Below are 20,610 nucleotides of genomic sequence, written 5' to 3'. Positions count from 1 at the left end.
GCGGGTTCGGTAGAACCGGAGAAGTGGCGAAGAAAAGCGGTGGCGGCTGCCTGATGGTCGTGCTCGTGGTCGGGCTCCTGGCCTTCGGGTACTACAAGTGGCAGCACGGCTCGTCGTCGGCGCCACCGGAGGGCGTGGACACCGGGGGCGGCTCCGGCCGCTACGTCGCCCTCGGGGATTCGTACACGTCGTCGCCGCGGACCGGGCGCCAGGCGGGGACCCCGGCCGGCTGCGAACGCTCGGACGACAACTACCCGCACCTCGTCTCGGCGAAGCTGAAGCCGGCCCAGTTCGCCGACGTCAGCTGCAGCGGCGCGACGACGGACCACCTGAGCCAGGCGCAGAAGACGGGAAACGGCACGAACCCGCCGCAGCTGGACGCGGTGACGGCGGAGACGACGCTGGTGACACTGGGCATCGGCGGCAACGACATCGGCTTGATCGCGTTCGCGTCGAGCTGCGCGACGACGCACCAGAACTCCGCACCGTGCCGGGACCGCCTGACCGCCGGCGGCCACGACCAGCTGGCCGAGCGCATCGACGCCACGGCCCCGAAGGTCGGCGCGCTCCTCGACCGGATCCACGAGAAGGCCCCGAAGGCGAAGGTCGTGGTGGTCGGCTACCCGACGGTGCTCCCGGACGGCAACGGCTGCTGGCCGGCGCTGCCGTTCGGCGCGGGCGACATCGAGTACTTCCGCGGTGTGCTGGGCAAGCTGAACAAGATGCTGGAGGACCAGGCGGACGCGCACCGGGCGGGCTACGCGGACACGGCCACCCCCGGCAAGGGCCACGACGCCTGCTCGGCGTCGGACAAGCGCTGGGTGGAGGGCCTGCTGCCCGCCTCGCCGGCCATCCCGCTCCACCCGAACGCCCGGGGGGAGCAGGGCATGGCCGACGCGGTGCTGGCGGTGCTCAAGCTGCCGTAGCGGCGGGCGCGGTCGCCGGCCGGCCGCGCCCGTCACCCCGGCCGGCTCAGCGGCGGACCAGGGCCTGCGGCTTCCCCAGCACCGTCTTGCCGTCGAACTTCACCACGAGGTCGATCCGCGCGATGCCGTCGTCCTTGACGTCCGCGACCTTCCCGGTGATCTCCACCAGCGCGCCCTCGGGCGTGTTCGGCACCACCACCGGGCGGGTGAACCGAGCGCTGAAGTCGACCAGCCGGGCCGGGTCGCCGAGCCAGTCCGTGACCACCCGGCCCGCCACCGCCATCGTCAGCATCCCGTGCGCGATCACGTCCGGCAGGCCGACGTCCTTCGCGAACGTCTCGTTCCAGTGGATCGGGTTGAAGTCCAGCGCCGCCCCGGCGTAGCGGACCAGCTGATCGCGGGTGATCCGGACCTCGAGGGCGGGCAGCTCGTCGCCGACTGTGACATGCGGGGCTTCGCCCCGGCCGGGGGCTCCGCCACCCGGACCCCCGTCAGCTGTGGTCACGCGTTCTCCCCTCGGACCACCAGCTGCGCGCGGGTGGAGCAGACCTTCTGGCCGGCGGCGTCGGTGATGTCGGCGCGCAGGTTGATGAAGTCGTTGCCCGCGCGGGCCATGATGGCGTCGATGTGGGTGGTCACCTCGAGCACGTCGCCGGCGAGGACCGGGCGCGTGTAGGTGAAGCCCTGGTCGCCGTGCACCATGCGCGAATAGTCGAGGCCGAGTTCGGGGTCGGCGACGATCGCGTTGATCGAGGCGAGGTTGATGATCGTGAGGAAGGTCGGCGGGGCGATCACGTCCGGGTGACCGGCTTCGCGGGCCGCCTCCGGGTCGCGGTAGACCGGGTTCGCGTCGCCGATCGCGTCGGCGAACTCCCGGATCTTCTCCCGGCTCACTTCGTAACTGGTCTGCGGCGGATAAGTCCGCCCGGTGAACGACTGGTCCAAGGGCACGCCGACGAGGCTACCAACAGCAAGAAGCCGCCCGGGTGGTTCCAGGGCGGCTTCTCGAAGCTGGTGAACGCGCTACATCGTCAGCGGGTTTCCTTGTGCGTCCGGTGCGTACCGCAGTTCGGGCAGAACTTCTTCATCTCCAGGCGATCCGGGTTGTTGCGCCGGTTCTTCTTGGTGATGTAGTTGCGGTGCTTGCACTCTTCGCACGCCAGCGTGATCTTGGGTCGCACGTCGGTGGCAGCCACAGCGTTTCCTTCTCTCTCAGGTCCCGGGGGCCAGCCCCGTCGTTACCGCGTAGCGGTGGCCGGACTTGAACCGGCGACACAGCGATTATGAGCCGCTTGCTCTGCCAACTGAGCTACACCGCCCTTACATGACCCAAGCCGCGACACGCAGGCGTGACGCGGCTGAGGTCGTGAGCCCCTTTACGGAATCGAACCGTAGACCTTCTCCTTACCATGGAGACGCTCTGCCGACTGAGCTAAAGGGGCCTGGCCTCTCGCGAGGACTTGGAAAGATTAGCAAGGACCGTCACCCGGCCGTGCAACCGGGGTCCTCTTAGCACAAAACCTCAGGTCAGGAGGGTCAACACGGTCTCGGAGTGGCGTCCGGGCGAGCGCGCGGTCCGGGCCTGCAGCCACGCCTCCAGGCGGTCCTCCGGCAGCGGCCGCGAGATCAGGTAACCCTGGGCGACGTCACACCCCATCGCCTCGAGCTGGTCGCGGGCCACGTCCTCCTCGACGCCCTCGGCCACCACCGTCAGCCCGAGCGAGTGCCCCAGCTCGACGATCGACCGGACCACCGCGAGGTCGCCGAGGTCGGTCCCCATGCCGAGGACGAAGCTCTTGTCGATCTTGACCTGGTCGACCGGCAGCTGCCGCAGGTACGCCAGCGACGAGTAGCCCGTCCCGAAGTCGTCCACGGCGAGGGTGATGCCCAGCGAGTGCAGCTCGCGCAGGATCGGCAGCGCCTTCTGCGGGTCGGACATCACGCCGGACTCGGTCAGCTCGAACGTCAGCAGCTCCGGCGGGATGCCGTAGTGCTCCAGCTCGCGGGCCACCTTGTTCGGGAAGTCTTCGTCGGCCAGGTTGCGCACCGACAGGTTGACCGCGACCGAGATCCGCAGGCCCTCGTCGAGCCACTTGCGGCAGCGCTTGAGCGCCTCGCCGAGCACGAAACCCGTCAGGACGCCGATCAGGCCGGCCGCTTCGATCGCCGGGACGAACTCGTCCGGGCCGAGCCTGCCGAACTCCGGGTGCACCCAGCGGACCAGCGCTTCGACGCCCTGCACCTGCCGGTTCGGCAGAGTGATCTTCGGCTGGTAGTGCACGCTGACCTGGCCGTCCTCGAGGGACTGCCGGAACTGCGTCACCATCTGGAAGCGGCGCAGGAAGATCTGGCCCATGCTCGGCACGTAGCCGCGGACCTCTTCGCCGCCCTTGGTCGCGCGGACGGCGACGTCGGCGCGCTGCAGCAGGCCTTCGATGTCGACGACGTCGCCCGGTTCTTCCGCGGACGTCGTCGCGTAGCCGATCATCGCGTTCGCCTCGACCGACAGCCGGTCGACCGGATAAGGCGCCGACAGCTCTTCGCGCAGCCGTTCCGCCGCGCGGTGGGCGTCCTCCGGCGGGCAGCCGACGAGCAGCGCCGCGAAGGACGCGCCTTCGAGCCGGGCGAGCGGGACGTCGGGGCCGAGCGCGTCGCGGATGCGGCGGCCGGCGGCGACGACCATCCGGTCGGCCCAGGCGTAGCCGAGCGCGTCGCTGACCGTCGAGAAGACGTCGAGGTCGATCCGCAGCACGACGGCGTTCGCGAAGTCCCGCAACGGTTCCTTCGCCACCTGCCGGAAGCCCGGCCGGTTGAGGTGCCCGGTGAGCGGGTCGTGGTAGGCGTCGTGGCGCAGCGTCGCCAGCAGCCGCCGGTTGTCCAGCGACGTGGCGAGGTGGCTGGCCATCGTGCCGAGCAGCTGGACGTCGTACTTGCCGAAGCCGCGCCAGCGGGACAGCCGGTCGTGCGCCTCGACGACGCCGAGCAGCCGGTTCGCGCTGCGCAGCGGGACGACGAGCGCCTCCTGCGCGCCGCGGTCGAGCAGCGCCGCGCGGACGTCGGGGTTGGCCTCGGTGATCCGGAAGTGCCGGACGTGCGCGCCGGGCAGCCGCAGCAGCGGGTCGTCGGCGGCGGGGTCGGCGGCCGGCAGGTCGTCGCCCGCGACCACGACCCGCATGGTGTCCTTCGGCTCGAGCCGGAGCCGCAGCACGACGCGGCCGGCGGCGAGCTGGTCCTTGATGCGCTCGGCGATCGTCGCCCATTCGCGGACGTCGACGCCGCCGACGAGCTCGTCGGCGCGGCTGGCCGGGCGCGCCGCGGCCTGCTGGCCCGAGCGGGCGACCATCAGGCTGACGTCCGAGAGCGCCTCCATGTCCCGCTGCTCGCGCAGCAGGTCGGAGTACGCCCAGTACAGCGCGGTGAGGCCGAGGAAGACGGCGAGTACCAGCGGCCACGCCTGGGGCGTACTGGAGATGACGAGGTAGCCGGAGAGGCCGACGGACGCGTTGACGAAGCCGACGACCAGGATCCGCCCGGTGAGCCGCACGGCGGTGCTGACCCGCATGCGGCGCCGCAGCACGCGGACCGCGGCCAGGGCGAGCAGCGTGCTGACCAGCGGCGCGGTCAGGGTCCCGGCCAGCGCCGCGACCCACGGGATCTTGTCGCCCGTCCCGGCGCCGACGAGGTACTTCACCAGCCCGGCGACCGCGAAGGCGCCGGTGATCTCGAGCAGGAACGCACCCGCGTTGTAGAGGACGCGCCCGGCGACCTTGCGGGCGAGCAGCGTGCCGATGCCGGCGATCAGGTGCGCGACCAGCACGACCTCGAACGGCGCGATGAAGAACCCGATGACGAGCGGGATTTCGGTGAAGGAGATCGTCCACGAGATGCCGCTGCGGACGTCGACGTTGATGCCGAGCTGTTCGGCGAGCAGGAAGGCGACCGCGAGCACGGGCGCGATCCACAGCAGCCGGTCGTCCCAGTGGAACGGCAGCCACGACCCGACCGCGAAGGCGGCGACGAGCCCGAGGCTCAGGACGGCGAAGGTGTAGACGCGGAACCGGCGCTCGTCGGTGCGGGCTTCGGCGGAGACGGGTGGTGTCCCGGAAGCGGCTCCCGGCCCGGGCTGCGCCTGCGCGACGGCGTCGCCGTGGGCGTTGGTGTCCGGCATCCGACCTTCCCTCCCGGCTTGTCCACCGGTGCTGATCCGTGACTTCGGGTGTGGACAGGGGCCATACCGTACCCCGTAGGGCGTACCCGCGTCCCTTTCGAGACAGTAGGAGATCACCCCAGGGTTAACAATGCCTCGAACGCGCTGACCTGCGTGGACCAAGGGGTGAAACGCCGGGTGTACGAACCTCCGGCCGTTCTGTACGCACGGAACCCCGGGTAGCGCTTCAATGGGCCCATGCACAGCGATGTGATTGCCACCGAGCACGCGGCGCGGCTCGCGGCGGTGGATTCCCTCCTCCCCGGATCTACTCCCTTCGAAGCGGCGGAAAACGCGGTGGTCCTGGAGGTCGCGACGGGCGGCTCGGCGGCGTCCGGGCTCGCTTCCCGCGTCCAGGTCGACCGCGACGCCCCGAACGCGCCGTGGCGCGCGCTCACCGAGCACCGGCTCGACGTCCAGCTGGCCGGACCGCAGCCGGCGGCCGTGCTGGACGCCCTCCTCACCCGATGGGATGAACATCTGCGCGCGGTCGCCGAGCCGGGTGACACCGAGACGGCGGCGATCGTGCCGCGCGCGAGCCGGGACGCCGCCGGCGCGCGCGAAATGCTGCACCACGGCTTCGCCCCGCTGCGCGTGGTCGCGGTCCGCCCCGCGCAGCGGCTGGTCCCGGCGACCCCGCTGGGGACGCCCGGGGTCAAGATCCGCCGCGCCGAGCCCGGCGACCTCGAGACGGCGGTGGCGCTCGGCATGGAACTGCACTCCTACGACGCCCAGTACGGCACGGTGAACTGGCGCACCGGCGTCGAGGAGATCCTGGCCAAGGACCTCGCCGAGCAGCTGAAGCGGCCGGAGCCGCCGTTGTGGATCGCCGAGCTGTACGGCCGCCCGCTCGGCATGGTGGGCGTCCAGCACCCGGGCGAGACCGGCTGGATCAGCGGCCGCGTGGCCGCTTCCCGTGTGGGCTACCTGTCGTCACTGGCCGTGGCGGAAGCGGCGCGGTCGTCCGGCGTCGGCACCGCGCTGGCGACGCACGCCCACCACGTCCTCGACGAGGAAGGTGCCGACGTCGTCCTGCTGCACCACGCCGCGGCGAACCCGCTGTCGACGCCGTTCTGGTACGCGCAGGGGTACCGCCCGCTGTGGACGTACTGGCAGCGTCGACCGGCTGTTCGGTGAACTACTGGAGGATTACCGTGGGTGCGCAGGGCTTATAGGCTGAACCCCGCCGCCAGCGAGGGGAGCCTGAAGTGACCGACCAGCGGGATTCCGCACCGAGAGCGCCCGAAGGTGTCGACACCGAGAAGCCGTCCGCGGCCCGGATCTACGACTGGTACCTGGGCGGTACCCAGAACTGGGCCGTGGACCGCGAGTTCGGCCGGCGCATGGAACAGCAGTGGCCGCTGGTGCGCCCGGGGTCGAAGCAGAACCGCGAGTTCATGAACCGCGCGGTGCGGGCGGCGCTGCGGGCCGGGATCCGGCAGTTCATCGACCTCGGCTCGGGGGTGCCGACGGCCGGGAACGTGCACGAGGTCGTCGAGGCGGAGCTGCCCGAGGACCACGACGCGAAGGTCGTTTACGTCGACTACGAGCCGGTCGCCGTCGCCCACGCGACGCTGATCCTCGAAGAGGGCATGGCGACCGACTGGGCCGGCATCGTCCAGGCCGACATGCGGGACGCGAAGTCCGTGCTCCGCGCCGCGGAAACACAGCGCCTCATCGACTTCTCCCGGCCGGTGTGCCTGATCATGGCGGCGGTGCTGCACTTCGTCGGCCCCGACGACGACCCGGACGGGCTGCTGGCGGCGTACCGGGACGCCCTCGCCCCGGGCAGCTGGCTGGCGATCTCGCAGATGAGCGAAGGCGACGGGACCGGCGAAACGCTCGAAGGGCTGCGCTGGTTCGTCGAGCAGTACCGGAAGACGAGCAACCCGGTCTGGCTGCGCAACCGCGAAGAGATCGAGCCGCTCTTCGGCGACTGGCCGCTCCTGGAGCCGGGCATCGTGCACCTGCCGGACTGGCGGCCGGACCGGAAAATCAACGCGCTGGAGGCGGAGGCGCGCCCCTACGCGTGGTGTGCCGTGGCGGAGAAACCCTCCTGACCTGCGGTTTCCCCGATCGCTGTGGGCGAACGCCCCATCGGAAACAAACACACCCATCGGAGAGTTGAGCTAGGCAGACTCAACTACCCGAGGAGTGCACATGTCCGACACCCGCCTCCTGCCCGTGCTCCCGCTCGATGACGACGTCGTGCTGCCGGGCATGGTCGTCCCGCTCGACCTGACCGACACCGAGACGCGGGCCGCGGTGGAGTCCGCCCAGGCCAAGACGCCGAGCCAGGCGTCCTTCCCCGGCATCCGGTCGACCGCGGCCACCAAGGCCGAGGTCCTGATCGTGCCGCGCGTCCACGGCGAGTACGCCGAGTTCGGCACCGTCGCGACGGTCGAGCGCATCGGCCGCGTGCCCGGCGGCAAGGCCGCCGTCCTGCTGCGCGGCACGGCCCGCGCGGTCGTCGGCCGGATCGCCGACGGTCCCGGCGCCGCCCGCTGGGTGCACGCCGAGGACGCCACCGAGACCACGGACGACCGGACCGCGCAGCTCGCGGCCGAGTACAAGGCCGTCGTCATCTCGATCCTCCAGCAGCGCGGCGGCTGGCAGCTGATCGACGCCGTCCAGCAGGTCGAGGACGCCTCCGCGATCGCCGACCTGTCCGGCAACGCGCCCTACCTGTCCACTGAGCAGAAGCTCGAGCTGCTGTCTACTTTGGACGTCGCTGCCCGCCTGGAGAAGTCGCTCGAGTGGAGCAAGGAGCACCTGGCCGAGCTCGAGGTGACCGACACGATCCGCAAGGACGTCGCCGAGGGCATGGAGAAGCAGCAGAAGGAGTTCCTGCTGCGCCGCCAGCTCGAGGCCATCCGCAAGGAGCTCGGCGAGCTCGACGGCACCGCGCAGGACGACGACTACCGCGCCCGCGTCGAGGCCGCCGAACTGCCCGACGCCGTCAAGAAGACCGCACTGGCCGAAGTGGACAAGCTGGACCGCACGTCCGAGCAGTCCCCCGAAGGCGGCTGGATCCGCACCTGGCTGGACACGGTCCTGGAGCTGCCCTGGAACGAGCGCACCGAGGACATCCACGACATCGCGGCCGCCCGGGCGGTCTTGGACGCCGACCACGCCGGCCTCGACGACGTCAAGGAACGCATCATCGAGTACTTGGCCGTGCGCAAGCGGCGTGCCGAATCGGGTCTCGGCCCGGTCGGTGGACGCCGGTCCGGCGCGGTGCTCGCCCTCGCGGGCCCTCCCGGGGTCGGCAAGACGTCGCTGGGTGAGTCCGTCGCGAAGGCCATGGGCCGCAAGTTCGTCCGGGTGGCGCTGGGCGGCATCCGCGACGAGGCGGAGATCCGCGGCCACCGCCGCACCTACGTCGGCGCGCTGCCCGGCCGGATCGTCCGCGCCATCAAGGAAGCCGGCTCGATGAACCCGGTCGTGCTGCTCGACGAGATCGACAAGGTGGGCGCCGACTACCGCGGCGACCCGACCGCGGCACTGCTCGAGGTGCTGGACCCGGAGCAGAACCACACGTTCCGCGACCACTACCTCGAGGTCGAGCTGGACCTGTCCGACGTCGTGTTCCTGGCGACGGCCAACGCGCTGGAGACCATCCCCGGCCCGCTGCTGGACCGCATGGAGCTCGTCACGCTGGACGGCTACACCGAGCACGAGAAGGTCACCATCGCCCGCGACCACCTGCTCCCCCGCGAGCTGGAGCGCGCCGGCCTGGGCACGTCCGACGTCGTCCTGACGGATGCCGCGTTCAGCCGGATCGCCGCCGAGTACACCCGCGAGGCGGGCGTGCGCGACGCGAACCGCACGATCGCCAAGGTGCTGCGGAAGATCGCGACCAAGGTCGCTTTGGACGAGGTCTCGCTGCCGCTCACGGTGGACGCCGCCTCCCTGGAGACCTACCTCGGCCGCCCGCGGCACCTGCCGGAGTCGTCGCTGCCGGCGTCGACCCAGCGCACGGCAACCCCCGGTGTGGCAACGGGTCTGGCGGTGACGGGTGCCGGCGGTGACGTCCTGTACATCGAGGCGTCGCTGGCGGACCAGGAGTCCGGCGCGTCCGGGCTGCAGCTGACCGGCCAGCTCGGTGACGTGATGAAGGAGTCGGTGCAGATCGCGCTGTCCTACCTGCGCTCGCACGGCGCGGAGCTGGAACTGCCGGTCGGCGACCTGCGCGAGCGGGGCATCCACGTCCACGTCCCGGCGGGCGCGGTCCCGAAGGACGGCCCGTCGGCGGGCATCACGATGACGACGGCGCTGGCGTCGCTGCTTTCGGGTCGCGTGGTCCGCTCGGACGTCGCGATGACGGGCGAGGTGTCCCTGACGGGCCGCGTCCTCCCGATCGGCGGCGTGAAGCAGAAGCTGCTGGCGGCCCACCGGGCGGGGATGAAGACGGTGATCATCCCCCAGCGCAACGAGCCGGACCTGGACGACGTCCCGGCCGAGGTGCTGGCCCAGCTGGAGGTGCACGCGGTGGCGAACGTCCGCGAGGTCCTCGACCTCGCCCTGACCCCGGCTTCAACGCCGGTTTCCCAGGCGGCGTAACCCCGAGCGCCGCCCGGCGGCCGGTTCCCTTCCCCCGAGGGGAACCGGCCGGCCGTTCTGCCGGTGCTTTGTTCCGCTATCGCCGCCCAGCGCTTGCGGGCGACGGTGGCGGAACACATCGGGTCCAGGTGCCCTGCGGCCACCTGAACACCCAAGGTGACCGCGGCCGGGGGTCCAGGGGGCGGAGCCCCTTGGCGGGGGTTTGGGGGTTCGACCCCCAAGGGACACAACGGAAGAGAGCCCTGTCTGCGCACTCCGCAGACAGGGCTCTCTCACGAACGAACGTGGCGGGTGAGGGATTCGAACCCCCGTAGGCGTAAGCCAACTGGTTTACAGCCAGTCCCCTTTGGCCACTCGGGTAACCCGCCCAGGCCGGTCTCACCGGCCGGGGAAAGCTTACCCAAGGGGTCGGAGCGGGGGTCAACCGGGATACCCCTCCCCCGGTGGGGGCTAGGCTGGGTGGCCCCTGACAAGCGAGTACGAGGTGTGAGGACACGTGGCGGATCCCTCTTTCGACGTCGTGAGCAAGGTCGACCGCCAGGAGGTGGACAACGCGCTCAACCAGGCGAGCAAGGAGCTGGGCACGCGGTTCGACTTCCGCGGCACCGGCACGACGATCAACTGGGCCGGCGAGGAGGCGCTCACGATCGAGTCCGAGACCGAGGAGCGCGCGCTGGCCGCGGTCGAGGTGTTCAAGGAGAAGCTGATCAAGCGCAGCATCTCCCTGAAGGCCTTCGAAGCCGGCGAGCCGGCGCTGTCGGGCAAGATCTACAAGATCTCCGGCAAGATCCTGCAGGGCATCGCCTCGGACAAGGCGAAGCAGATCGCCAAGTACATCCGCGACGAGGGTCCGAAGGGCGTCCAGGCCCAGATCCAGGGCGACCAGCTGCGGGTGTCGGGCAAGAAGAAGGACCAGCTGCAGGAGGTGATCGCCTTGCTGAAGGGCAAGGACTTCGAGATCGCGCTGCAGTTCACCAACTACCGGTGACTTACCCGCGTTGACCTGCGGGTATCTGGTTTCAGGTGCCCGTGGGTACAACGTCGGTACAACCGAGCGCGGAGTCGACGAGCGTCCGCGTCTGGTCCACCGCGTCCGGCCAGTAGCCGACGTAGGTGTTGAGCGTCACCGTGGGCGTGGTGTGGCCCATGGCGAGCTGAACGGTCTTGACGTTCGCTCCGCCGAAGATCAGCACCGTGGCGAAGTAGTGCCTGAGGTCACGCAGGCCGAAGCCCTCCGGCAGGCCCGCAGCCTTCACGGCCGGACGCCAGATGTACGACCAGTCGGCCCGGTGGATCGAGCGGCCGTCGCCCCGCGTGAACACGAGGTTGACGGGCCGCCGGATCGGCCGGCGGGGGTCGGTCTCATCGTCGATCTCCTCCGGGACCAACCGGAACGTCTCCAGGTGCCGCCGCAGGGAGTCCGCGACCAGTGTCGGCAGCTCGTTCGCGCGGCGACTGGTCTTGGTCTTCGGCGGGGCCAGGTACGGCGTGCGGCCGGACACCACGGTGAGCTGGTGCCGGACCTCGACCTCCATCGCGTCGAAGTCGATCGCGTCGCGCTCCAGGCCGAAGATCTCGCCGCCCCGCCAGCCGCAGCCAGCCGCCAGGTAGACGATCGGCCGGTAGCGCTCCGGGAGTGCGTCGTGGAGCGCGTGGACCTCTTCGGGCCGCGCGATGTAGTACTGGGCGTCCTCGATCTCCGGCAGACGGATGCCGACGCACGGAGAGGACCCGATGCGCTTGTCGGCGACGGCCGCGTTGAACAGCGGGACGAGCGTCCCGAAGTAGACGACCGTGAGCGTGCTCGGAGCGAGCTTCGCGGCTCGATCCTTTACCCAGCCCCGAATGTGGGAGCTACGGATCTGGGCGATGGGCAGCTCACCGAGCACGGGCACCAGGTGCCGCCGGATGACGCGCTCCGTGCGTTCGGCCGTGCTCGGGCGGTGCAGGAGCGTCTGCCGCCACTGCTCCGCGTAGTCCCGGAACGTCAGGCGTCCGGCTCGAGGATCGACGTACTGCCCGCGCGAGATGTCGGCGTGCATGTTCGCGTCGTGCCGGTCGGCGTCGGCGCGGCGCTCGAACAGCTCAGTACGGTCCTGGCCAGTGTCCGGATCGACCCAGCGGACACGCCAGCGCTTACCGCGTCCGTGGCGCTTCGAGCGCAGCCGTTCGCCGGTGGCCGCGTCGCGTTTGCGCAGGTACCAGAGGTCGTCAACGGCCATGTGGTCCCCCGCCGTCGTCCTCCTGGCCGTCGAGCTTGCGCCGGGCAAGGTGCAGTTCGGCGAACACGGCGGCGAGCCGTCGTTCGGCGTCGTTGTGGTAGCCGATGCCGGTCATGGCCCAGTCGTTGACGACGGTCAGGACCTCGGTGTCGGCGATGCCCAGGGCCTCACGCTGCTCGTCGAGGCGGTACTCCGCCCGCGTCCGGCGGATCTCCCCGAAGGTGGTGGAGTAGCGGCGGGACTTGGTCAGGAAGTGGCCCCGGAACCCGAGCATGTGCGCCCACTTGCGCAGGTTCAGCTCGCCGTACTCGGGCAGGCCGCCGAGCCGCCAGGCGGTGCGCATGAGCTGCTTGTGGTGCTCGGTGATCGGAAGCTGTTCGATGTGCTCCGCCGAGCGGATCCGGTAGTCGCAGCCTTCGGTCAGGCGGGTGCCCTTGGTGGCGTACTTGGCGACGTAGCCCGCGACGCGCCGGTCGTGCCAGCCGCCATCCGAGTCCTCCGAGGTGCCCTCCGAAGCCGCGATCGGCTCCACGTCGACCTGCTCACCCCACGTCAGCTCGACCACGCCGACGGCCGGGGACTCGGGGGTGCGCACGACGACGGAGGCCGCCGCGTCCTCGATCACGGCGGTCAGGAGGTCGTCGGTCACTTCGGCCGGCGGGGGCGGTCCATCCGGTCCCTCGGGGCCGTCGATGCGGACGACGGCGTGGAAGTGGATGAGGCCGCGACGCTGGTACTCCGCGACCTTGGCGTAGGACAGGCGCATGACCTCGCGCAGCTCAGCCGGGCGCAGCCCGAGGGCGCGGGCGAGCTTGCGGCCCACGGCGATGGTGAAGCGGCGCCACAGCTCCCCCGCGTGGGCCTGCCACAGCACCGACCCGACGTAGTCGTAGGTCCCGGGGTCCAGGGGCGTCCCGAGGACGTCGTCGTACTGGGAGTGCAGCTCACCGCAGGAGCAGCGGCGCACGTGTCCATTGCGGAACGGTCGCGAGTGGACTTTCCCGAACGACGGCGCGGTCAGCGTCGCCAGCACGCGCAGGTGGCCGGTGACGGTCTCCGGGACGCCCTTGCCCCCGGCCATGCCTGCGCGGATGAGGTGGAAGGTGTCGTGGGCGTAGTGGGCGGAGCAGGACTCGCACACCGACGCGCGGCGGTTCTTGCAGGGCACGAACACCGAGCCGGAGAGCTCGGAGACGATCTGACCGGAGGAGTCAACCACTGTGGACGACCCAGCCATCCGGACCGGCTTCACGCAGCCCCGAGCGGCCTTGACCTTCCCGGCCCAAGTGTCGAAGTTGGCTCGGGCGAGGACGTGCGCCAGGGCCGGGTCCAGCGTGCCGGACTCGGTGAACGCCGCGACCATCTCACGGAAGCCCTGCGGAGCAGCACCCATCAGGCAGCCACCCCCGCACTATGACGCTTAAGCGGTGACACTGGGGCGCTCACAACCACGCCGCCGCGTCGCCCAGATCCGACACATGAACTTCCTCGCGACGGCGGCCCTGCCGGTCGCGCTTGATCCGCACCCATGCCGGGATCGGGAACTCCCGGTGGAGGTCGACCCGCTCAGCCACTTCACGAACGGCGACCAGCGCATCCCACTCGGAGCGCTCGAAACCCAACCGCTCAGCCACTAGCCACGCCACGAAGTCGGGAAGATCCACGAACCGGGACTCGCAGTACAACTCCCCCGTGACCGGGTTCGGGTCCGCGAGGCACACGTCACGCGGCACCGGCACGGCGTCGGACACCGTCGCGTGCTGCTCATCAGTCAGCAGTGCAAGAGCGCCCATGATCGCCTCCGTCGTCGCGTTGACACCTAACCTCCCTAGGGAGGTCATCCCAGGTTGCACCTCCCTAGGGAGGCTGTCAAGCAAGGTGTGGAGGTCTCACTAGGGAGGCCGTACGCTGGAGATTGACTCAGCGAAGGAGACCCCGTGTCGGAACGGCTACCGCTCAGCAGACGGATCGCGGCCGATTTGCGCGCGGCGATCATGCAGGGCGAACTCGCCCCGGGTGCCGTCCTCCCGTCCGAGCGGCAGCTCATCGCCCAGTACGGCACGACGAAGGCGACGGCCGGCAAGGCGATTGCCTTCCTGGTCGCCGAGGGCCTGGTGACGACCGAGTTCGGACGCGGTACCTTCGTTCGACGTCGCCCGCCCCTCCGTCGCGTTTCGGCAGCACGACGCCACGCGGCCCACCGGGACACCGGGAAGCCCGTCTTCGATGTCGGAGCCATCGAGCAAGGCCGGGTTCCGTCGCGTCGAATCCTCTTCGTCGGGCGCGCTCCCCTACCCGCGAACGCAGCCCATTGGCTCCGCGCCTCACCCGGCGACGAGGCAGTCGTACGCCGTCGCTTGCAGTTCCTCGACGACGACCCGGTCGTGGTCTCCGCGAGCTACTACCCGCTGTGGCTCGCAGCGGATACCCGCCTTGAGTCACCCGACGCACTGCCCGAGGGACCCGACGAGCTGATCGAGTCGCTGGGGCACAAGTTCTTCCGGGGTGTCGAGGTCTTCAGCGCACTCATGCCAACCCCGGAGGAGATAGAGCTGCTCAACCTCCACGCAGGGGTGCCGGTGATGCACATGTGGGACGTCGACTACGACAAGGACGGCAGGCCACTGCAGGCCGCGCACGACGTCTACGCGGGCGACAAGCACGAGTTCATCTACGAGTGGAACGAAGGCGACATTCAGCCATGACGAGCGAGTGGCCGGGCAACTGGGCTGACCGGATCAGCGGCAAAGCCTGCGAGATGTGCCAATCGAAGCGCTTGCACGAGGACACCTACGGCATTCGGATCTTCGAGACGGCCGACGTGGACGCCGTGCTCCAGCGAGCCGACATCCAGCGCGGGTACACGCTCGTGATCTGGCGCGGGCGTCACGTCGTCGAGCCGTTCGAGCTGACAGAGTCGGAGGCGCAGGCGTACTGGAAGGCGACGTTGACCGTGGCGAAGGCGCTAGCCACGTTCTACCGGCCGCTCAAGATGAACTACGAGACGCTGGGAAACACCGTCCCGCATCTCCACACACACCTACTGCCACGCTTCGTCGAAGACCCTGCTCCGGGGAGGCCGTTCCCCCTGCTGCCTCAGAGTGGCGACGAGTCCCAGATCGACCCTGCGCAACTCGCCAGCGACGCCGCAGCGCTTCGGGCTCTCCTCGATTGAGCCGCTACCCGTGAGGTGGAGGCTTGGTGAGAACTTTCTCTACAGGATCAAGGCGGCCCCTCCGGGGCCGCTCGGCCCCAGCTCTTTGCCCCGGCCAAGCCCTCGCGGGGGCGTGCGGCCTGGCGGCCGGTCCCCCGCGAGTCGGCCAGGGCGAGTGGGCCGTTGGGTTCGGGTAAGCCGCGGTTCCAAGAAGAGATGTCCTCGCCGGACGGGCAGGTCTCCGAGATGGCCGGCAGGGCTCGCACGTTGCGTCCGTGGTTGGCCAGACGGCATCTCGTCGACCTCCCAGAGGGCTATCACGCCGCGTCAAGGGGGCGGTTTCGAAGTTCGGTCACGTAGGCGGAGAGGTGCCCCCTTGACCCGGCGTGATCGGGCTGCGCCAGGTCGACGAGATGCCGAGAGGCCACCCACTTGCAGGAATTCAACGTGCCTCTTGCAAGCGACGGAAGAATCGCTGCAATACCTGCTCCAGTTCAGCCTCATCATTTAACGCTTCAACACTAACGCGATCAACAAAGGATATTCCCGCGTCGCGATATAAGTGCTCACTAGACGTGTCATGAGATCTACGACCATTGTGATGCGGGCCGTCGATTTCTAGAATCCCAGTACGCCCACGATGAACGATTAAGAAATCTGGCTCACGCGTGTGCCCATGAATACGCCCGCGTGCCAACGGGAAGATTGCGAAGCTCCGCTCACGCGGAAACTTCTCCTCCTGGATACTCTTCAGCTTCCTATAGACGAGAAGCTCACCCGGATTGGTGAAATAAAGCCCATCCTCCACCCATCGCGAACCTCGCTCACGAACGACCCTAGCCTGATTTGTACGCCTTTGACCTCGCAGAACCTCCACGAGCTGTCCGCGCCAGCCATACCCGATCTCAGGGAGGACCTCCCGAAATTCGATCCAGTCCAAATCGAATGACTTCCTCTGGACCACCTCCAGGAATACGCTAGAAATCGAGTCGCCATACTGCCTGAAGAGTTGCTCATCTTCGGGCTCGTACTCTAGCCAGACTTTTGTGGTTTCACGATTGAAGTCATAGTCATGTTCAAGCTCGTGCCGCACAATTTTCAACATCGCAGCAGCAGCTTCTTTAAAGTCTCGCCGAATGAGAATTTGAGAGGTGTATCCGAGCGCTTCATCCACCAGTCTATTGATGCGCTCATCATCAGGAACAGAATCGTCGCCAACCATTTGCGAGTAGGTTCGAGTGTCAGATTCAAACGACCTCTGCTCCATGCAGGCCTCCCAGCTTCTCCACGCTACCGAGCATGCTAGCCACCACCACCGACAGTCTCAGCGATCCGGGCCGACGTGTCGGGGCCGCCGGTGGGTGCGTGTTCGGGCACAAATCCGGTACAGATGACACCAGCAAACGACGACAGACGACGACCACCAACGGGCACAAACCCGCAGCTCAGAGCCCTACATCCCGGCATCACCCCAGGCCGGACGCAGTTCACCAACTACCGGTGATGCACCCTCGTTGACCTGCGGGTATCCGGTTTCGGGTGCCCGTGGGTACAACGTCGGCAGAACCGGGCGCGGAGCCGAGGAGCGCCCCGCTCAGGACGGTGTCAGCGTCCAGCTCGCCTCGTAGCCCTCCACCTGCAGGTACGCCGGCCCGCGGACGTCGCGCTCCACCTGCAGGTCGCCGATCTGGTTGAGGATCAGGTCGTGGTCCTGCGGGGACATCACCCACAGCGCCACGTGCCCCCGCGTCTTCGCCGTGAACCGGATGCGGGTCACTCCCGCCGGGAGCTTCAGGACCGCGTCGCCCTTGCCCGCGGCTTCCTTGCCGGTCTCTGCCGTCGGGACGCTTCGGTGATCGGAGATCGTCGCCGTCCAGGGCGCGTCCGTGTGGACCGTCACCCGCTTCACCGGGCGGTCCGGCTCCGTGTTCATCCACGTCGTGCCCTTGTACGCGCCGATCGCGTTGACCAGGCCGTGCTCGCCGCCGTCGGTGTCGACGATCACGTTGGACGTGCACTTCGGGCACTCGAACGTCACGAAGCCCAGCTGGTCCGCCGGCCACGACGTCTGGAACTCGCCACTCTCCGTCCCCGTGTGCGTCTCCGTCGGCACGTCACGGGGCACCGCCGGTGCCGACGATGTCGGAGAAACCGGAAGACCCGCGGCGGATTCCGGGACGATCTCGCCGTAGCCGGTCGACGGCGCGCACGCCGATGCCAGGACCAACAGCGGCAGCAGGGCGCCCAGGATCTTCATCTCTCCCCCTCGGGGCCACCGCGACCCCTCCCCGTGCTCTTTCGGCCCCGGTAGCGGGAGCGTTACCCGAACGCGTGAATGCGTCCCGTGGCCGCCGCTCGCCCGTGCTGTAATCGCGCGGTCACCGCGTGGAAGGGGTCGAGTTGCGCCGTTCGCTGGCCTTCGTGCTGACGCTCGCCGCCGTCGCCTCGCTGCTGACGCCGGCGAGCGCGGCCGAACGCAAGCAGCTCATCCCCGGCTTCGGCGCCTACGCGCGCCTGATCCGCCTCGAACACGGCCACGGGCGCATCATCGCCACCCTGACCAGCGAAGATGCCGACGGCAGGTTCGCCCCCGTCCTGGAGAGCACTGACGAAGGCGAGTCGTTCCACGAGATCGGCGCGATCCACGACCCCGACGGCCGGGCCGGCATGTGCTGCGGCACCGTCTACGAACTGCCGGAGCGCGTCGGCAAGCTCCGCGCGGGCACGCTGCTGTGGGCTGCGTCCTACCGGCAGGACGCCGGGCCGCAGCGCCGCGTCGGGATCCGCGTCTGGGCCAGCAAGGACGGTGGCCACTCCTGGAGCTTCCTGTCCGAGGCCGCGCGGTCGCACGCCATCGACGGCGTCTGGGAGCCCGAATTCACCGTCGACGCCGGCGGCACGCTCTGGCTCCACTTCGCCGACGAGACGCAGGCGCCGAAGTACGCGCAGGTGCTCAACCGGGTCGCCTCGACCGACGGGGTGAACTGGGGCACCAAGCAGCTCACCATGGCGATCCCGCCCGACCGCGTCCGGCCGGGCATGCCGATCATCCGGCGGCTGCCCGACGGCCGCTACTACTTCGCCTACGAAATCTGCAACTTCCGCGACCGCTACTGCGACCCGTACTTCAAGATCTCCGCCGACGGGGCCAACTGGGGCGACCCCGCCGATCCCGGCACCCGCGTCGACACCGCCACCGGCAACTACTTCCAGCACGCGCAGACGATCGCGCTGTTCCCCGGCGGCCCGAACGGGGTGCGGATCGTCATGGTCGGGCAGATCTACACCGACGCGAAGGGCGTGCCGCAGCCGCAGAGCGGCCAGGTCCTGCTCGCGAACGACGACTTCGGCAGCGGCCACTGGTACGAACTGCCCGCCCCCGTGCACATCACCGGCATCTGGAACAACTTCTGCCCCAACTACTCCTCGACGCTGCTGCCGGTCGACGACGGCCGGAACGTGCTGGAGATCGCCACCGAGGACGACTCCGGCTGCAAAGCCTACTTCGGTAAGGGATCCGCCCTCGATGAGCGGCCCGTAGGGTGAGGAGGTCTCAGCCACGGGAAAGGGAGGCCGTCCATGAAGGGCATCGTGCTGGCCGGAGGCAGCGGGACACGTCTGCACCCGATCACCCAGGCGGTGTCCAAGCAGCTGCTGCCGGTCTACGACAAGCCGATGGTCTACTACCCGATCTCGGTGCTGATGCTCGCCGGGATCCGCGAGATCCTCGTCATCTCCACCCCCACCGACCTGCCGATGTTCCGCAGGCTGCTGGGCAACGGCGACCAGTTCGGCCTCTCGTTCTCCTACGCCGAGCAGGCGAGCCCGAACGGGCTGGCCGAGGCCTTCGTGATCGGCGCGGACTTCATCGGCGACGACGACGTGGCGCTGGTCCTCGGCGACAACATCTTCTACGGCCAGGGCTTCTCCAGCCGCCTGCAGCAGGCCGTGCGGGAACTCGACGGCTGTGTCCTGTTCGGCTACCCGGTCAAGGACCCCGAGCGCTACGGCGTCGGCGAGGTCGACGAGGCGGGCAAGCTGCTCACCATCGAGGAAAAGCCGCTGAAGCCGCGCTCCAACAAGGCGATCACCGGCCTGTATTTCTACGACAACCAGGTCGTCGACATCGCCCGCGCGCTGAAGCCGTCGGCGCGCGGCGAGCTCGAGATCACCGACGTCAACCTGACCTACCTGCGCCAGGACCGCGCCACGCTGGTCGAGCTCAGCCGCGGGTTCGCCTGGCTCGACACCGGCACGCACGACTCGCTGCTCGAAGCCGGCCAGTTCGTACAGGTGCTGGAGCACCGCACCGGCGTGCGCATCGCCTGTCTCGAGGAGATCGCGCTGCGCATGGGCTTCATCACCCCCTACGAGTGCTACGCGCTCGGCGAGAAACTCGCGAAGTCCGGCTACGGCGACTACGTGAAGGCAGTCGCCGTCGCGGCGGGAGCGTCGGCCTAGAAGAGCTGCTCGCGCAGCGTCGGCCACCTCCGCCACTGACGTCAAGATGGGGAACGGCTCGGTGTGCGTGGTGGTGACGGCCGCGGGCCCGGGATTCCCGCTCCCACCGGCTGGGGTCAGAACGGGCGGCGGGCCATCTCTTCGAGCCGGGCGATGCGGTCGGAGATCGGCGGGTGGGTCGAGAACAGCTTGCTCAGGCCCTCACCGGGGCGGAACGGGTTCGCGATCATCAGGTGCGACTGCGACACCAGCTGCGGCTCGGCGACCAGCGGCCGCGCCCGCGTGCCGGCGTCCAGCTTCCGCAGCGCCGAGGCCAGGCCCAGCGGGTCACCGGTCAGCTCGGCCCCGGACGCGTCGGCCTGGTACTCCCGCGATCGGCTGACACCCATCCGGATGATGGCCGCGGCGATCGGCCCGACGAAGATCAGCAGCAGGCTGAGCAGGGGATTGCCGTCGCGGTTGTTGCTGCCGAAGAACAGCGCGATGTTCGCGAGCACGCTGATGACGCTGGCCAGCGCGCCGGCCACGCACGAGATCAGGATGTCGCGGTTGTAGACGTGCGAGAGCTCGTGGCCGAGCACGGCCCGCAGCTCGCGCTCGTCGAGCAGTTCGAGGATGCCGGTGGTGCAGCACACCGCCGCGTGCCGCGGGCTGCGGCCGGTCGCGAACGCGTTGGGCGCGACCGTCGGGCTGATGTACAGCTGCGGCATCGGCTGCCGGGCGACCTGCGCGAGCTCGCGCACGATCCGGTACATCGCGGGCTGCTCGACCTCCGACACCGGCCGCGCCCGCATCGCGCGCAACGCCAGCTTGTCGGAGTTGAAGTAGGCGAACGCGTTCATCCCGAGGGCGACGACCAGCCCGATGACCAGCGCGCCCCGGCCGAAGAGCCCGCTGAGCGCGATGATGATCGCCGACAGCAGGCCGAGCAGCAATGCCGTCTTGAGTCCGTTCTGGTGCCCGTGCACGCGCGCTCGCCTCCGTCCGCTGTCCCGAGTGGGTTTACCCAGTGGAAACAACGCGATCGGGGGACGCGAAGTTCCTTCGGGTCGAGATGGCGCGGGTTACGCTCGGGCG

General features: G+C 69.3%; 19 protein-coding genes and 3 tRNA genes. 9 read left to right on the top strand and 13 right to left on the bottom strand.

The window, feature by feature from the left end; translation table 11 throughout:
* Positions 1 to 23 precede the first annotated feature (23 nt).
* Entirely contained in the window at positions 24 to 926 is a 903-nt protein-coding gene (locus QRY02_RS40635; protein WP_285988032.1) for an SGNH/GDSL hydrolase family protein, read from the top strand.
* 46 nt (positions 927 to 972) lie between these two features.
* On the opposite strand, the gene QRY02_RS40630 is transcribed toward QRY02_RS40635, so the two are convergent.
* The 6 genes from QRY02_RS40630 to QRY02_RS40605 all read right to left on the bottom strand — a co-directional run bounded on the left by QRY02_RS40630 (position 973) and on the right by QRY02_RS40605 (position 5,094).
* Positions 973 to 1,431, bottom strand: coding sequence for a MaoC family dehydratase (locus QRY02_RS40630; RefSeq protein ID WP_285988031.1), 459 nt, complete (start codon positions 1,429 to 1,431; stop codon positions 973 to 975).
* A complete protein-coding gene (locus QRY02_RS40625) occupies positions 1,428 to 1,877 on the bottom strand; it encodes a MaoC family dehydratase N-terminal domain-containing protein (RefSeq protein WP_285988030.1) in 450 nt (149 codons plus the stop codon). The genes QRY02_RS40630 and QRY02_RS40625 overlap by 4 nt, the downstream gene beginning before the upstream one ends.
* 80 nt (positions 1,878 to 1,957) lie before the next feature.
* The gene (gene rpmG / locus QRY02_RS40620; RefSeq protein WP_005152047.1) at positions 1,958 to 2,122 is read right to left on the bottom strand and encodes a 50S ribosomal protein L33; all 165 of its coding nucleotides are present in this window, start codon (positions 2,120 to 2,122) and stop codon (positions 1,958 to 1,960) included.
* Positions 2,123 to 2,172: 50 nt separating this feature from the next.
* A tRNA-Met gene (locus QRY02_RS40615) sits at positions 2,173 to 2,245 on the bottom strand.
* Positions 2,246 to 2,295: 50 nt separating this feature from the next.
* A tRNA-Thr gene (locus tag QRY02_RS40610) sits at positions 2,296 to 2,368 on the bottom strand.
* A gap of 80 nt (positions 2,369 to 2,448) precedes the next feature.
* Complete coding sequence (locus QRY02_RS40605) at positions 2,449 to 5,094, bottom strand: putative bifunctional diguanylate cyclase/phosphodiesterase (protein ID WP_285988029.1); 2,646 nt, start codon at positions 5,092 to 5,094, stop codon at positions 2,449 to 2,451.
* A gap of 237 nt (positions 5,095 to 5,331) precedes the next feature.
* Here QRY02_RS40605 and QRY02_RS40600 point away from each other — a divergent pair, with 237 nt between their 5' ends.
* The 3 genes from QRY02_RS40600 to lon all read left to right on the top strand — a co-directional run bounded on the left by QRY02_RS40600 (position 5,332) and on the right by lon (position 9,696).
* Positions 5,332 to 6,270, top strand: a complete 939-nt coding sequence (locus tag QRY02_RS40600; RefSeq protein ID WP_285988028.1) for a GNAT family N-acetyltransferase — start codon at positions 5,332 to 5,334, stop codon at positions 6,268 to 6,270.
* A gap of 71 nt (positions 6,271 to 6,341) precedes the next feature.
* Positions 6,342 to 7,193, top strand: coding sequence for an SAM-dependent methyltransferase (locus QRY02_RS40595; RefSeq protein ID WP_285988027.1), 852 nt, complete (start codon positions 6,342 to 6,344; stop codon positions 7,191 to 7,193).
* Positions 7,194 to 7,293: 100 nt separating this feature from the next.
* On the top strand, positions 7,294 to 9,696 hold the full coding sequence (gene lon, locus QRY02_RS40590) for an endopeptidase La (protein WP_285988026.1): 2,403 nt from the start codon (positions 7,294 to 7,296) through the stop codon (positions 9,694 to 9,696).
* A 285-nt stretch (positions 9,697 to 9,981) separates the two neighbouring features.
* Here the strand turns inward: lon and QRY02_RS40585 are convergent.
* Positions 9,982 to 10,064: transfer RNA gene (locus QRY02_RS40585), tRNA-Tyr, on the bottom strand.
* Positions 10,065 to 10,192: 128 nt separating this feature from the next.
* Between QRY02_RS40585 and QRY02_RS40580 the strand changes: the two genes are divergently transcribed.
* On the top strand, positions 10,193 to 10,684 hold the full coding sequence (locus QRY02_RS40580; RefSeq protein WP_285988025.1) for a YajQ family cyclic di-GMP-binding protein: 492 nt from the start codon (positions 10,193 to 10,195) through the stop codon (positions 10,682 to 10,684).
* A 31-nt stretch (positions 10,685 to 10,715) separates the two neighbouring features.
* On the opposite strand, the gene QRY02_RS40575 is transcribed toward QRY02_RS40580, so the two are convergent.
* From QRY02_RS40575 to QRY02_RS40565, 3 genes are read right to left on the bottom strand one after another with little or no spacing between them, the layout of a single operon-like run.
* Positions 10,716 to 11,918, bottom strand: coding sequence for a tyrosine-type recombinase/integrase (locus QRY02_RS40575; protein WP_285988024.1), 1,203 nt, complete (start codon positions 11,916 to 11,918; stop codon positions 10,716 to 10,718).
* Positions 11,908 to 13,311: a replication initiator gene (locus tag QRY02_RS40570; RefSeq protein ID WP_285988023.1), complete on the bottom strand. Its 1,404-nt coding sequence runs from the start codon at positions 13,309 to 13,311 to the stop codon at positions 11,908 to 11,910. Before QRY02_RS40570 ends, QRY02_RS40575 begins: the two co-directional genes overlap by 11 nt.
* A 49-nt stretch (positions 13,312 to 13,360) precedes the next feature.
* Positions 13,361 to 13,711 carry a hypothetical protein gene (locus QRY02_RS40565; protein WP_285988022.1) on the bottom strand — a complete coding sequence of 117 codons (351 nt, stop codon included), beginning with the start codon at positions 13,709 to 13,711 and terminating at the stop codon, positions 13,361 to 13,363.
* Between the two features lie 144 nt (positions 13,712 to 13,855).
* Here QRY02_RS40565 and QRY02_RS40560 point away from each other — a divergent pair, with 144 nt between their 5' ends.
* Both QRY02_RS40560 and QRY02_RS40555 read left to right on the top strand, forming a co-directional pair.
* On the top strand, positions 13,856 to 14,623 hold the full coding sequence (locus QRY02_RS40560; RefSeq protein ID WP_285988021.1) for a GntR family transcriptional regulator: 768 nt from the start codon (positions 13,856 to 13,858) through the stop codon (positions 14,621 to 14,623).
* The gene (locus QRY02_RS40555) at positions 14,620 to 15,093 is read left to right on the top strand and encodes an HIT family protein (protein WP_285988020.1); all 474 of its coding nucleotides are present in this window, start codon (positions 14,620 to 14,622) and stop codon (positions 15,091 to 15,093) included. The genes QRY02_RS40560 and QRY02_RS40555 overlap by 4 nt, the downstream gene beginning before the upstream one ends.
* 421 nt (positions 15,094 to 15,514) lie before the next feature.
* Here QRY02_RS40555 and QRY02_RS40550 read toward each other — a convergent pair whose 3' ends face one another.
* Together QRY02_RS40550 and QRY02_RS40545 are read right to left on the bottom strand one after the other, a co-directional pair.
* Positions 15,515 to 16,339 carry a hypothetical protein gene (locus tag QRY02_RS40550; protein WP_285988019.1) on the bottom strand — a complete coding sequence of 275 codons (825 nt, stop codon included), beginning with the start codon at positions 16,337 to 16,339 and terminating at the stop codon, positions 15,515 to 15,517.
* 327 nt (positions 16,340 to 16,666) lie between these two features.
* Positions 16,667 to 17,329, bottom strand: coding sequence for a hypothetical protein (locus tag QRY02_RS40545; protein WP_285988018.1), 663 nt, complete (start codon positions 17,327 to 17,329; stop codon positions 16,667 to 16,669).
* Positions 17,330 to 17,457: 128 nt separating this feature from the next.
* On the opposite strand from QRY02_RS40545, the gene QRY02_RS40540 reads away from it, so the two are divergent.
* Together QRY02_RS40540 and rfbA are read left to right on the top strand one after the other, a co-directional pair.
* Positions 17,458 to 18,618, top strand: coding sequence for a sialidase family protein (locus QRY02_RS40540; protein ID WP_285988017.1), 1,161 nt, complete (start codon positions 17,458 to 17,460; stop codon positions 18,616 to 18,618).
* A 33-nt stretch (positions 18,619 to 18,651) separates the two neighbouring features.
* Positions 18,652 to 19,533 carry a glucose-1-phosphate thymidylyltransferase RfbA gene (gene rfbA / locus QRY02_RS40535; protein ID WP_285988016.1) on the top strand — a complete coding sequence of 294 codons (882 nt, stop codon included), beginning with the start codon at positions 18,652 to 18,654 and terminating at the stop codon, positions 19,531 to 19,533.
* A gap of 116 nt (positions 19,534 to 19,649) precedes the next feature.
* Here rfbA and htpX read toward each other — a convergent pair whose 3' ends face one another.
* Positions 19,650 to 20,501, bottom strand: coding sequence for a zinc metalloprotease HtpX (htpX, locus tag QRY02_RS40530; protein ID WP_285988015.1), 852 nt, complete (start codon positions 20,499 to 20,501; stop codon positions 19,650 to 19,652).
* Between the last annotated feature and the right edge of the window lie 109 nt (positions 20,502 to 20,610).

Origin of the sequence: Amycolatopsis sp. DG1A-15b, assembly GCF_030285645.1 — a bacterium.
GTDB lineage: Bacteria > Actinomycetota > Actinomycetes > Mycobacteriales > Pseudonocardiaceae > Amycolatopsis.
This window is presented reverse-complemented; position numbering and strand designations above follow the sequence as displayed.

Excerpts from the sequence above, each read along its gene's own strand:
- QRY02_RS40555 (WP_285988020.1), top strand. The coding sequence starts at position 14,620 with ATGACGAGCGAGTGGCCGGGCAACTGGGCTGACCGGATCAGCGGCAAA.
- QRY02_RS40570 (WP_285988023.1), bottom strand. The coding sequence starts at position 13,311 with ATGGGTGCTGCTCCGCAGGGCTTCCGTGAGATGGTCGCGGCGTTCACC.
- QRY02_RS40545 (WP_285988018.1), bottom strand. The coding sequence starts at position 17,329 with ATGAAGATCCTGGGCGCCCTGCTGCCGCTGTTGGTCCTGGCATCGGCG.
- QRY02_RS40565 (WP_285988022.1), bottom strand. The coding sequence starts at position 13,711 with ATGGGCGCTCTTGCACTGCTGACTGATGAGCAGCACGCGACGGTGTCC.
- QRY02_RS40575 (WP_285988024.1), bottom strand. The coding sequence starts at position 11,918 with ATGGCCGTTGACGACCTCTGGTACCTGCGCAAACGCGACGCGGCCACC.
- QRY02_RS40600 (WP_285988028.1), top strand. The coding sequence starts at position 5,332 with ATGCACAGCGATGTGATTGCCACCGAGCACGCGGCGCGGCTCGCGGCG.
- QRY02_RS40605 (WP_285988029.1), bottom strand. The coding sequence starts at position 5,094 with ATGCCGGACACCAACGCCCACGGCGACGCCGTCGCGCAGGCGCAGCCC.
- lon (WP_285988026.1), top strand. The coding sequence starts at position 7,294 with ATGTCCGACACCCGCCTCCTGCCCGTGCTCCCGCTCGATGACGACGTC.
- rfbA (WP_285988016.1), top strand. The coding sequence starts at position 18,652 with ATGAAGGGCATCGTGCTGGCCGGAGGCAGCGGGACACGTCTGCACCCG.
- QRY02_RS40550 (WP_285988019.1), bottom strand. The coding sequence starts at position 16,339 with ATGGAGCAGAGGTCGTTTGAATCTGACACTCGAACCTACTCGCAAATG.